General features: G+C 62.5%; 12 protein-coding genes and 1 riboswitch. Of the genes, 5 read left to right on the top strand and 7 right to left on the bottom strand.

Annotated elements, in window-relative coordinates; all coding sequences use genetic code 11:
• Window positions 1-201: 201 nt before the first annotated feature.
• Window positions 202-377: riboswitch (FMN riboswitch) on the top strand.
• A 110-nt stretch (window positions 378-487) separates the two neighbouring features.
• On the top strand, window positions 488-970 hold the full coding sequence (locus tag HSDC_RS16085; protein ID WP_064700977.1) for a 6,7-dimethyl-8-ribityllumazine synthase: 483 nt from the start codon (window positions 488-490) through the stop codon (window positions 968-970).
• 94 nt (window positions 971-1,064) lie between these two features.
• Here HSDC_RS16085 and HSDC_RS16090 read toward each other — a convergent pair whose 3' ends face one another.
• The 7 genes from HSDC_RS16090 to rpiB form a co-directional block, all read right to left on the bottom strand.
• Window positions 1,065-2,015 (bottom strand): D-ribose ABC transporter substrate-binding protein, encoded by a 951-nt coding sequence (locus HSDC_RS16090; RefSeq protein WP_244883836.1) that lies wholly within the window; start codon window positions 2,013-2,015, stop codon window positions 1,065-1,067.
• Between the two features lie 24 nt (window positions 2,016-2,039).
• Window positions 2,040-3,182 (bottom strand): ABC transporter permease, encoded by a 1,143-nt coding sequence (locus HSDC_RS16095; RefSeq protein WP_064700979.1) that lies wholly within the window; start codon window positions 3,180-3,182, stop codon window positions 2,040-2,042.
• A gap of 27 nt (window positions 3,183-3,209) precedes the next feature.
• Entirely contained in the window at window positions 3,210-4,775 is a 1,566-nt protein-coding gene (locus HSDC_RS16100; protein ID WP_244883837.1) for a sugar ABC transporter ATP-binding protein, read from the bottom strand.
• 12 nt (window positions 4,776-4,787) lie between these two features.
• On the bottom strand, window positions 4,788-5,435 hold the full coding sequence (locus HSDC_RS16105) for a DUF2291 domain-containing protein (RefSeq protein ID WP_064700980.1): 648 nt from the start codon (window positions 5,433-5,435) through the stop codon (window positions 4,788-4,790).
• A gap of 60 nt (window positions 5,436-5,495) precedes the next feature.
• Window positions 5,496-6,608 carry an MDR/zinc-dependent alcohol dehydrogenase-like family protein gene (locus HSDC_RS16110; RefSeq protein ID WP_064700981.1) on the bottom strand — a complete coding sequence of 371 codons (1,113 nt, stop codon included), beginning with the start codon at window positions 6,606-6,608 and terminating at the stop codon, window positions 5,496-5,498.
• Window positions 6,609-6,851: 243 nt separating this feature from the next.
• Window positions 6,852-7,835, bottom strand: a complete 984-nt coding sequence (locus HSDC_RS16115) for a sugar-binding transcriptional regulator (RefSeq protein ID WP_064700982.1) — start codon at window positions 7,833-7,835, stop codon at window positions 6,852-6,854.
• A 73-nt stretch (window positions 7,836-7,908) separates the two neighbouring features.
• Window positions 7,909-8,406, bottom strand: a complete 498-nt coding sequence (gene rpiB / locus HSDC_RS16120; RefSeq protein WP_064700983.1) for a ribose 5-phosphate isomerase B — start codon at window positions 8,404-8,406, stop codon at window positions 7,909-7,911.
• Window positions 8,407-8,779: 373 nt separating this feature from the next.
• Between rpiB and HSDC_RS16125 the strand changes: the two genes are divergently transcribed.
• The 4 genes from HSDC_RS16125 to HSDC_RS16580 all read left to right on the top strand — a co-directional run.
• Entirely contained in the window at window positions 8,780-9,769 is a 990-nt protein-coding gene (locus HSDC_RS16125; protein ID WP_064700984.1) for a dihydroxyacetone kinase subunit DhaK, read from the top strand.
• 24 nt (window positions 9,770-9,793) lie between these two features.
• Window positions 9,794-10,447 carry a dihydroxyacetone kinase subunit DhaL gene (gene dhaL / locus HSDC_RS16130; protein WP_064700985.1) on the top strand — a complete coding sequence of 218 codons (654 nt, stop codon included), beginning with the start codon at window positions 9,794-9,796 and terminating at the stop codon, window positions 10,445-10,447.
• 90 nt (window positions 10,448-10,537) lie between these two features.
• Window positions 10,538-11,485 (top strand): transaldolase, encoded by a 948-nt coding sequence (gene tal / locus HSDC_RS16135; protein WP_064700986.1) that lies wholly within the window; start codon window positions 10,538-10,540, stop codon window positions 11,483-11,485.
• Between the two features lie 13 nt (window positions 11,486-11,498).
• Window positions 11,499-11,663 (top strand): thiamine pyrophosphate-binding protein (locus HSDC_RS16580; protein WP_137055368.1); only part of this gene is annotated, 165 nt, incomplete at its 3' end.

Genomic DNA, 11,663 nt, shown 5'->3' on the forward strand with positions numbered 1-11,663 from the left:
CCGTCGACAACGTCGTCGACGAGGCCGAGCAAATGCTCGACGACGCCGAGGACTGAGCACACCTGGCCGCTCAGAGAAAATGAAAGGGCGCGGCCAATCGGCCGCGCCCTTTTTCGTGCCACCTCCTCATGTCACGAGACGCTATCGGCATCTGGCGCCCGTCCAGTGCCATACGTAGAATAGAGCGCGGCCATACATGGCCACTGTTCTCAGGGCGGGGTGAAAGTCCCCACCGGCGGTGATGGCGCCCTTCCATTCAGTGAAAGAGAAGGTGTGCACAAGCCCGCGAGCGCCCGGCATCGGTAGACGAGCCGGGGACAGCAGATTCGGTGAAATGCCGAAGCCGACGGTGATAGTCCGGATGGAAGAGAACGGCACCTTGGACGAGGCGACCCGTGCTTGCGATGCCTTCGTGTCGCCAGTCACCACCGTCAGCCCGGCGAGGGTTCCGCATGCCCTGATTCTGGTAGCTTTATCGAGGAAGACCATGAATCAGTCAAATACCGATCACGCCCCCCGCATCGCCTTCATCCAGGCCAGTTGGCACAACGACATCGTCGGCCAGGCCCGAGAGGCATTCACCACCACCCTCGCCGAGCAGCATGATATCGAGCGCGAACGCGTCGACGTCTTCAGCGTTGCAGGCGCCTACGAGATCCCCTTGCAAGCCAAGTTGCTGGCCAGAAGCAGCCGCTATGCAGCCATCATCGGCGCCGGCTTCGTAGTCGATGGCGGCATCTATCGTCACGACTTCGTCGCCCAGGCGGTCATCGACGGCATGATGCGAGTGCAACTGGACACCGAAGTGCCCATTCTCTCGGTAGTGCTGACACCCCATCACTTCCACGAGCACGCCACTCACACGGCGTTCTACCACGAGCATTTCCTGACCAAGGGCCGTGAAGCCGCGAACGCCTGCGCCCTGACCCTGGAGAACCTGAGTCAGGCACGCAAGCTGCTCGAAGCCTGACAAGGCCCATCGTCAAAACGCCGCCAGGATTCCCTGGCGGCGCGTGAGGCTCGACATGCCGGAAGCGGATGCTAGGCCATGGTAATCGCCTGCATTACTGCTCAAGCACGAAGGGATCGGTGTATTGATCCACGTTCTCGGCCGTGACCAGCATGCAGTCGAAGAGTTTCTTCTCTCCCTCGATGCCGGTCTCGCCGGTACGGATGAATGTGTCCGCCATACGCACCGCCTCTTCGGCGAAGATCGCTACTGGCTGCAGCACCGTGTAGGCCATCTCGCCGGCCCTGACCGCTTCCACGGCATCCGGCGAACCATCGAAGCCACCGACCACCACATCGTCCAGCTTGCCGGCCTCCTTGAGTGCCGCGATAGCGCCAAGCGCCATTTCATCGTTGCCGCTGATCACGCCGTCGACATCGGGGTTGGCCTGCAACATGCTCTGCATCTTGTTGTAGCCCTGAGTGCGATCCCAGTTGGCCACGTCCGAACCGACACGCTCAAGGCTCGGATACTGACTGAGCACGGTTTCATAGCCGTTGGAACGGGTCGCGGCGTTGTTGTCGGAAGGAGCGCCCTTCAGCTCGACATACTTCGCCTCGTCACCAACGCTCTGCACCCATTGCTGAGCACCAAGTGCCGCCCCCTGGGCATTGTTGGACACCAGCTGTGCCTTGGCCAAGCCCTGCTGGTTGATCTCGGCGTTGACGATGAACACTGGGATGCCAGCATCGACCGCCTTGCGCACCGCACCGATCGAACCGTCCGCATTGGCGGGATCGAGAATGATCGCCTCGGCCTGATTGGTGATCGCCGTGTCGACCTGGTTGCTTTCGGTATTGGTATCCCCCTTGTGGGAGCTGACGTTGGCTTCGTAACCGAGCTCCTCGGCGGTGGCTTCGGCGATCTTGCCCTCGGTGAACCAGTAGGGGTTCGACGTGTCATTGACGATGATCGAGATGAGCCCCTTGTCCTGGGCCGCAGAGGCACCCGCCACGAGCGGGGCCGTCACGGCGAGGGCTGCAATCAGCAGGCGTTTTCCTTTCATGAGCATAATGGTCACCCTTGGATCTTATGATTGTGATGCCGGGTTCACGGCAGTGCTTTCCGCGGCGGGTTCCGCCCCGCGGGACTTGGCCTCTCGTTGCGGAGAGGAGACTTCGCCGCCGGAAGACGTCGAGCGCTGCTTCTTCCGGCCGCTGTACTGAATGCTGTTGAGCAGCACGGCGAGAACGATGACGGCGCCGGTGAACACGGTCTGCCAGTAGGACGAGACGCCGATGATCACCAGGCCATCGGACAGAAAGCCGATCACAAAGGCCCCGAGCAGGGTCCCCCGCACATTACCGCGTCCACCGGCCAGCGCCGCGCCGCCGATGACCACCCCTGCGATGGCGGTCAACTCATAAGTGGTCCCCGCCGTCGGCCCGGCGGAAGTCAGCTGCGATGACAGCACCAGGCCCGCGATGGCAGCGCAGATACCCGACAGCACATAGACGGATACCTGCACACGCTTGACCGGAACCCCCGACAGTTCTGCCGCCCGGGCATTGCCACCGGTCGAGTAGACCCAGCGCCCGAACGGTGTCCGGGTCAGGGCCAGCAGGGCAACGATCGCCACGACTGCCAGAACCAGCACGCCGACGGGAACGCCGAACAAGCGATTGAAGCCCAGCCAATCGAAGCCGGTATTGCCGAGCTCCGGACTGCCGCCGAGGTTGTTGTAGGTGAGGCCATCGGTCATCAACAGGGCAACGCCGCGGGCCACATAGAGCATGCCCAGGGTCGCGACGAAGGCTGGCACCTTGAAGTAGGCAATGAGCACGCCATTGATCGCCCCGACGAAGGCCCCCATGGCACAGGTCAGGACGACCACCGCCCACACTGGCGGATAGACCACCACGCCGAAGATCTCGAACGACACTCCCTGCATCAGAAAGCCGGCGAAGACGCCCGCGAAGCCCAGCGTCGAGCCCACGGAGAGATCGATGCCACCTGTCAGAATGACCAGCAGCATACCGATGGACAGCAGTCCAAAGATCGCCACGTGGGACGACATGGTCAGGAAATTGTCCACCGAGAAGTAGACCGGCGACAGAATCGAGAAGATGACGATGATCGCGATCAGGGCGAAGAAGGCCCGGCCCTCGAGCAGCAGGCGCCCCAGGTCGAGTCCGCCATTGCGGGAACCGGCGACTTGGCTGGTATCAGTCATTGTTATGCACTCCGCTATTCGTATGATTCAGGCAGCCACGGCTTCGCCCGAAGCGGCCATGATCTCTTCTTTGCTGACGCCGGCGCCGAACTCCGCCACGATCCGTCCACGGCTCATCACCACGATCCGATGCGCGATGCTCAGGCACTCGCCGACCTCGGAAGTCGAAAAGACAACGGCGAGCCCCTGCCGGGCACCTTCACTGAGCAGCCCGAAAACCTCGGCCTTGGCGCCAATATCGATACCCCTGCTGGGTTCGTCGAGCAGCACGACCCTGGGATGCGTGGCCAGCATCTTGCCGATGACGACCTTCTGCTGATTCCCGCCCGACAGCGATCCGATGCCGGCCTCGCCACCATCGGTCTTGATATGCACATTGCGGATGGACGACGTCACGACCTCCTGCTCCCGCCGTCGCGAGGTGAAGAGACCCCGCGTAAAGGCACCGATGCTGGCCAGCGACAGGTTCTCGCCCACCGACATCGTCTGTACCAGACCGTCGCGCTGCCGATCCTCGGGCACCAGCACCAGGCCATGCTCGATGCGCTCGGCAATGCTCAGATGCGAGACATCATGGCCTTCGAGCAGGACCTCACCTTCCGCCGACGAGATACGACCGGCAACGCTCTCGAGCAGTTCGGTTCGCCCTGCCCCCATCAAGCCGTAGATGCAGACGATCTCGCCCGCGCGTACATCCAGGGACAAGCGGTCGACCGCCGAGCGCCCCGGCACCGTGACATCCGGCACCGACACCTCGCGCAGCGACAGGGCAACCTCGCCCATCTCATAACCCGTGGGAGGCGAGCCAAGGTCGAAGCCCTCACCGACCATGTTGCGCACGATCCATTCGAGATCGATATCCCGACGCGGGGCATAGGCCGTCATGACACCATCACGCAGTACCACGGCATGATCGGTAATCGTGAGCGCTTCCTCGAGATGGTGGGAGATGTAGACGATGGAGACGCCGCGCTGCTTGAGGTCACGAATGACCCGGAACAGCACCTCAACCTCCGTGGCGGAGAGCGCCGAGGTCGGCTCGTCCATGATCAGGATGCGTGAATTCGCCGACAGCGCCCGGGCGATCTCGACGATCTGCTGCTGCCCCAACCGCAGTTCCTCCACCGGAGTCAGCGGATCGATGGGCTCGTCGAGTTCCTCCATCAGCAAGCGAGTCTGGCGCTCCTCCTCGGCATAGTCGACACCGGTCGCTCCGCCCAGCTCGCGTCCCATGAAGATGTTGTCGCGCACGCTCAAGTTCGGTGCAAGGCTCAACTCCTGGTGAATGATCGAGATACCCAGCCGTTGTGCCTCGCTGGTCGAAGCAAAACTCACCGCCCGCCCCTCGAGCAGAATCTCGCCGGAGGTGGGGCGGATCACGCCCGACAGGATCTTCATCAGCGTAGACTTGCCGGCGCCATTCTCGCCGAAAAGCGTCGTGACCTGTCCACGATGCACATCGAAGTTCACCGCTTTCAGGGCGTGGACATTGCCGAAGGACTTGGCGACATGGCGCGCTGAGAGAATGGCCTCGCCGGAAGCCTCCTCCGGGGACAGCTTATCGTTGTGGCTCATGGCAGATTCGTCCGTCATGGATGGGCTCGCTCACTGCACGCTCAGACTGACGGGCGTCACGAGCCAGTTGTTCGGATTGATCAGCTTGAAGACGCCGGTGACGTCGACGGTCTCGCCGCTCAGGTCGCCGGTATCGATCCCCGACAGCACCTGTTCCTTCATCTCGTCGTTGATCGCCGCGCCGGCGTCCTGGTATTCGATCTGGTTGGTGAACTGACCGAACTCGATGTCGCCGGTGGCGTCCCGCAGGTCGGTGCCATTGATGGCCGGGCCAGTCTGCATGCGAATCGTCAGCCCCTCAGGAATGCCCTCGACATCGACCACATAGATGCCGGCCTTGCCTTCGCCGACCACACCGGAGAAGGTCACGGGGATCACCGGGCCAATGCCGGCCGCTACGCCATAGCGCTCCCCGGCCGCAACCTTGTCCTCGGCGACGGCGGCCGCCAGTTCACTGGCTTCCACGGCACGTTTCTCGACGCTGTCGCGCACAATGGGAAAGTGTTCCGCACCATAGCGCTCGGCGGAGAACCCTTCCTCCTGCTGCGCACCGATCGGCACCACGGTGGTATCCAGCGCCATAGCCGCCAGCACGACGACCGCGACGACAATGATCGCGACACGGCCGCGTCCTTTGCCAGCACGGGGCAGCGGCTCGGCATCGACTCGTGAACTCATGATGAAACGACCTCTTGTTGTTCACTCGCTTCCGGCCCCGCAAGAGGCCGACAGAGCACTTCATTCACCAGGGATCAGCACGACCTTGAGCGCCTGCTTGTCGTGCTTCATCAGTTCGATGCCGTCGTGGAAGCGCTTCAGCGGCAGTGTGTGGGTCACCACATCCTCGGTCGGGCAATCGCCGTTCTCGATACCTTCGATGACCAGCGGATAGCAGTAGGGTCCCAGGTGAGCTCCCAGCACATCGAGCTCCTTGCGATCGCTGATGATGCTCCAGTCCACCGTCACCGGATCCTTGAAAACGCTGAATTCCACGAACCGACCGAGCTTGCGCAGCATCGACAGACCTTGCTCCACCGACTTGGACGCGCCCGTGGCCTCGATGTAGATGTCGCAGCCGTATCCGCCGGTCATCTCCTTGACGATCGACACCACATCGTCCTCAAGCGGATTGAGCGCCACATCGGCCCCGAACCGTTTCGCCAGTTCCAGCCGTTCGGGATTCAGGTCCAGCACCACCAGCTTGGCGGGCCCGGACTTCTTGATCGGGCCGATCATGCCGAGTCCCAGGGTCCCGGAGCCGGCCAGCACGACCACATCACCCAGTTCGATCTGGGCACGCTTGACGGCGTGCATGGAGCAGGCATACGGCTCGACCAGCACAGCCTTCTCCATGGGCAGGGAGTCCGGCAGCTTGTGATTGACGGCTTCGGCCGGGAATTTCATATACTCGGCCATGCCGCCATTAACGTTGTGCTGGAAGCCATAGACATCATGCCGTTCGCACATCCAGTACTGGCCGCGGTTGCAGAAGCGGCAGTCCCAGCACGGCACGATCTGCTCGGAGATGATGCGATCGCCGATCTCGAATCCCTGGACACCAGGCCCCATCTTGATCACATGACCGATGAATTCATGTCCGGGAATCATGGGTGCCTTGATATAGGCCGGCTGGTCCGCGTCACCCCAAAAACTGGGCGCGCCTTCAAAAGCCTTGAGGTCACTGGCGCAGATCCCGCAGGCCTCCACCTTGATCAGGATTTCCTTCTCGCCGATTTCCGGCACCGCCACCTGCTCCAGGCGATAGTCTCCTGGGGCATAGGCCACGATGGCATCCATGGTGTCGGGGATGGTGACATCCGCGGTCGCGGATTGGGTGAGGGTATCGTTCATGAGGGCCTCCACTGAGCTCGCGCTGACTTATCATTTGATCTTGTATTGCTCAAATGAATTAACGCTTTTCAGTATAGCCGGGTCAATGAACTCGTTGGGATTTTTGCCTAATACTTTAGGCTCATTTTATAACTTGTTGTTTATAAAACACTTTTATTCCGATCCGTCACGGACACGGCATAAAGAGAGCAAGGGACGACCAGGAATGGCACTGTTCACCTAGCAATGCGCATGAACATATGATCACTCGGTTTCGGCGGCAGGTGTCGCCTCATCGAGGCGCAGGATGGTATGCGCGTTGGTGACGCTGGTCGCCAGAGTGTCGATCACGCCGGTTCGCAGCGCCCCGAGGATACCGGCGGCCTTGGTATTCTCGCTGGCAATGGCAACGACATCGGGAATTCGCGCAAGATCCCCGATGGTCAGGCCGATCACCCGCCCCTGCATCGGCGTCCGCGCAGGCTGACCATGCAGGTCGATGAAGTCATAGCCCATCATGTCGCCCACCGTGCCCGACAGTCGGGCCTCGGCAATTTCCTGGGGCGAGAACCACCCCATGCGCACCATGTTACTGTCCTCGCTGAGATCCCCCACCCCGATCAGGGCAGTGTCGGCCCGCCGCGCACGATCCAGCGTCTGCCGCACGGTGGAATTCTCGTACATGGCATCGCGCAACTCGGGGTTCTGCACCAGGGCCGGCGCATAGAGCGTCTCGCTGTCACCACCAAACTTCATCGCCAGGCGCCGACAGATATGATCGGGGTTCATGTACTCGCCGGCACGCAGCGAGCCGCCAATGGCACACACGAACGAGCACTTGCGCTCACCCTGCTCGAAGACGTTGTCCGCCACAGCACCGACATTGCGCCCCATTCCCACGGCAACGATAGAACCATCGTGCAGGGTGCGCGACAGATGATCGGCAACCAGACTGGCCACACCGGAGCGCTGCACATCCGGATCCGCATGGTCGAGCGCCACCAGGGCACGCTTGATGCCGAAGCGACGTATCAACTCCTGCTCGATCTCGGCACTCACCGAAGGATGCTGACGCACCCGCACATCGACGATGCCTTCCGCATGCGCCCGCTTGAGCAGGCGCCCCGCCTTGACCCGCGAGATTCCCAGGCGATTGGCGATGACTTCCTGCGTCTCACCCTCCACGTAATAGAGGGTGGCGATCTCGGTCATCAAGGCAATGTCGGCGTTCTCGACGCGCTCGTTCATGGAGGTGGCCTCATGCGATCCGTGACTGGCGACCGGCACAAGATACCACAGCGATCAGCCGAACCCTCAGTGATCAAGCGATCGGCGAGCCGCGCGAAAACTCCCGCTCGTAATCGGCGATGCGCGCTACCTTCTCGCTGGAGGCTCCACCACCGAAATCGGCGCCGAGAAAGGCGGTAACGATGCTCTTGGCCAACTCCACTCCAACGACCCGAGCCCCCAGGGCCACGATTTGGGCATCATTGCTCGAGCGCGCCTTGATCGCCGAGTAGGTGTCATGCGCCTGGGCCGCACGAATGCCCGGCACCTTGTTGGCCGAGATCGCGACTCCGATTCCGGTACCGCACACCAGCACCCCGCGCTCGACCTCCCCCGCCGCAACAGCCCGCGCCACACGCACCGCGATATCGGGATAGAGCACCGGCTCGGCATTGTAGGTACCGAAATCCACCGCCTCGAAGCCCAGGGACCGCACATGCTCGATCAATGCTTCCTTGAGCTCGAAGGCCGCCTCATCTCCTCCCAGGGCGATGCGAACTGCCGCTCGCGCGGCCATGGTTGAATCAGACATGGATAGCACTCCCGGTTACCGGCCATCGACCCTGCGCCAACGGCCTTCGTGTTCAAAGTATCACCTACCGATCATTTGTAAACCCGTAATTTCACCTGAACACACCCCCGATGAACAAAGGCAGTGCTTTCGCGATTCCTGAAAAAACCGAGAATCACACTAAAAATCAAACGAATATAGAGGTTTCTGGGCAACAGAAAGAACAGGAAGCGACCAAAGTCTCACCTTCTCTCGCCAGGACGACCTTGACATGTTTCGACGACAAGCCTAAACATTTGATCAAACATCGAACATTTATGGCATTGACCAGCCGTCACTCGGCTTCCGGCCAGGCCAATACGACGACAACAACCCACAACTCGAGGAATACGCCATGCAGCGCATCATCAACGACCCCGATAACGTGGTGGATGACGCGGTCCGCGGCTATCTACGAGCGTCCCCCTCGCTCTACGCCGCCACCGACCACCCCCGGGTGCTCAAGTACGCCGGCGAGACACCCGACAAGGTCGGTGTGGTCACCGGCGGCGGTTCCGGGCACGAGCCCGCCTTCTTGGGCTATGTCGGCGAAGGGCTGTGCGATGCCGTGGCGATCGGCGAGATCTTCTCGTCGCCCACCGCGGATGCTTTCCTCGATGCCTTCCGGGCCGCCGATCGGGGTCGTGGCGTGGCCTGCCTGTACGGCAACTACGCCGGCGACAACATGAACGTGAAAATGGCGCGCCAGATGGCGGAGATGGAAGGCATCGACGTCAAAACAGTGATCGCTCGGGACGATGTCGCCTCCGCCCCGGCCGACCAGCGTGACCAGCGACGAGGCGTCGCCGGCGAGATCATGATGTGGAAGGTGGGCGGTGCCGCCGCCGCACGCGGTGACGACCTCTCCGAGGTGATCCGCCTGGCCCAGAAGGCCGTCGACGCCTGCTCGAGCATCGGCATAGGCTTGAGCAGTTGCACCATCCCTGCCAATGGCAAGCCCAACTTCTCGATCGAGCCCGGCTACATGGAGCTAGGCATCGGACACCATGGCGAACCGGGAATCGAGGTGGCTCCCCTGACCGATGCCGCTTCGATGGCCCGATCGATGTGCGATCCGGTTCTCGCCGACCAGGATTTCATCGGCGGCGAAGTGGCGGTACTGGTCTCGGGGCTCGGCGCCACACCGAACATGGAACTCAATCTGCTGTACGCCCACATTGCCGACCGCCTCGAGGCCGAGAGCATCACCGTGCACCGCGCCGATATCGGCAACTACTTCACGTCACTGGAGATGATGGGGGCGACCCTGACGGTGATGAAGCTCGACGAGGAGCTCAAGCCTCTCATCGACGCGCCGGCCCGCTCGCTGGCCATCACCCGTTGACTACCTCCACATTCAGGAGCCCCCATGCAATATCTGAACACCTCTCACGGTACCGACATTCTCGAGGCGCTGGTCGATGTCATCGTCGAAAACCGCAACTACCTGAGCGAAGTCGACGGTGCCATCGGCGACGGCGACCACGGCATCAACATGGCCAAGGGGTTTCGCTTGTGCGGCGAGTCGATCCAGGGCCAGTCACTGGGCCTCTCCAAGGCGCTGGGCACTCTCGCCACGACCTTGATGGGCTCCATCGGCGGCTCCATGGGCCCACTCTACGGCAGCCTGTTTCTCGGCATGAGCAACGCCATAAAGGAACGCGAGGCTCTCGATGCCAGGGCCTTCGGCGACATGCTGACCGGCGGTCTGAACGCCCTCCAAGGCATCAGCGACGCGCAGGTCGGCGACAAGTGCCTGCTCGATACCCTGGTGCCGGCAGTCGACGACTATCGTCGCGCGGCGGACAACGGAGAGGATTTCCCCGCCGCTCTGGACGCCCTTCGCCAGGGTGCCGAACGCGGCTGCGAGTCCACCCGGGAGCTGGAAGCCCGTATCGGTCGTGCCGCCAGGCTGGGCGAACGCTCTAAAGGCCACCTCGACGCCGGCGCCGTCTCCTGCCGGCTGCTGCTGGTGACCCTCGCCGACAGCGCCGAGCGTCACCTGGAGAAAGCCGCTGCCTGACGCGACGCGAGCGGCCTTCCAGATTCTTCGCCCGGATGGTGCTCGACACCGTCCGGGCTCCTCTCGCCCATTGCTCCAGTGGAGATAGCCATGGCTTCACGACTCGATGCTCTCAAGCAACACTCCCTGGTGGTCGCCGACACCGGCGACCTGGACGCCATCCGGCGCTACCAGCCCCAGGACGCCACCACCAACCCATCCTTGATCCTCAAGGCCTTCGACATGCCCGGCTATCAGCCGCTGATCGAACGGGAACTGGCCGCGCTCCCCGCTCAGGGTGACAAACAGGAGCGCGCCGCCCGGGCCGTCGATCACCTGGCCGTGGCCATGGGCAGCGAGATCGCCGGTGTGGTCCCCGGGCGCGTCTCCACCGAAGTGGCCGCCCGACTGTCCTTCGATACCCAGGCCAGCATCCGCAAGGCCCATGAACTGATCGAGCTCTACGCACAGCGCGGTATCGGCCGTGACCGGGTATTGATCAAGCTGGCCTCGACTTGGGAGGGCATCCGCGCCGCCGAGGTACTGGAGAAGGAAGGCATCAACTGCAACCTGACGCTGCTGTTCAGCGATGCCCAGGCCCGGGCCTGCTTCGATGCCGGCGTCTTTCTGGTCTCGCCCTTCGTCGGCCGGGTCACCGACTGGTACAAGAAAGAAACCGGCCGGGATTTCACCCCCGAAAACGACCCCGGCGTACAGTTCGTGCGCGGTGTCTGCGAACGCGTCAGCCAGGGCGGCTATGACACTGTGGTCATGGGAGCCAGTTTTCGCACCACCGACCAGGTCCTGGCACTCGCTGGCTGCCCGCGGCTGACCATCTCGCCGGCGTTGCTCGAGGAGCTGGCCACCGAACACGGAGAGGTGACACCGGCCGTCTCGTTGTCCGATCCTCAGTCATCGCGTCCCGCTCCGCTCGACGAGTCCGGCTTCCGCTGGGAGCACAATCAAGATGCCATGGCCAACGACAAGCTGGCCGAAGGCATCCGTCGTTTCGACGAAGACCAGTCACGCCTCGAGCAACGCATCGCCGACCGCCTTTGATCCAGGAGTCCCCATGCCATCCCGCTTCGAACTGGCCAATGCCATTCGCGCCCTCTCCATGGATGCCGTCCAGAAGGCCAACTCCGGTCACCCCGGCGCCCCCATGGGCATGGCCGACATCGCCGAGGTCCTGTGGAACGACTACCTCGTCCACAACCCCGCCGATCCCCACTGGCCC

This window comes from Halomonas caseinilytica (assembly GCF_001662285.1).
GTDB lineage: Bacteria > Pseudomonadota > Gammaproteobacteria > Pseudomonadales > Halomonadaceae > Halomonas > Halomonas caseinilytica.

Excerpts from the sequence above, each read along its gene's own strand:
- tal (WP_064700986.1), top strand. The coding sequence starts at position 10,538 with ATGGCTTCACGACTCGATGCTCTCAAGCAACACTCCCTGGTGGTCGCC.
- HSDC_RS16125 (WP_064700984.1), top strand. The coding sequence starts at position 8,780 with ATGCAGCGCATCATCAACGACCCCGATAACGTGGTGGATGACGCGGTC.
- HSDC_RS16095 (WP_064700979.1), bottom strand. The coding sequence starts at position 3,182 with ATGACTGATACCAGCCAAGTCGCCGGTTCCCGCAATGGCGGACTCGAC.
- HSDC_RS16090 (WP_244883836.1), bottom strand. The coding sequence starts at position 2,015 with ATGAAAGGAAAACGCCTGCTGATTGCAGCCCTCGCCGTGACGGCCCCG.
- HSDC_RS16110 (WP_064700981.1), bottom strand. The coding sequence starts at position 6,608 with ATGAACGATACCCTCACCCAATCCGCGACCGCGGATGTCACCATCCCC.
- rpiB (WP_064700983.1), bottom strand. The coding sequence starts at position 8,406 with ATGTCTGATTCAACCATGGCCGCGCGAGCGGCAGTTCGCATCGCCCTG.
- HSDC_RS16115 (WP_064700982.1), bottom strand. The coding sequence starts at position 7,835 with ATGAACGAGCGCGTCGAGAACGCCGACATTGCCTTGATGACCGAGATC.
- HSDC_RS16105 (WP_064700980.1), bottom strand. The coding sequence starts at position 5,435 with ATGAGTTCACGAGTCGATGCCGAGCCGCTGCCCCGTGCTGGCAAAGGA.
- dhaL (WP_064700985.1), top strand. The coding sequence starts at position 9,794 with ATGCAATATCTGAACACCTCTCACGGTACCGACATTCTCGAGGCGCTG.
- HSDC_RS16100 (WP_244883837.1), bottom strand. The coding sequence starts at position 4,775 with ATGACGGACGAATCTGCCATGAGCCACAACGATAAGCTGTCCCCGGAG.
- HSDC_RS16085 (WP_064700977.1), top strand. The coding sequence starts at position 488 with ATGAATCAGTCAAATACCGATCACGCCCCCCGCATCGCCTTCATCCAG.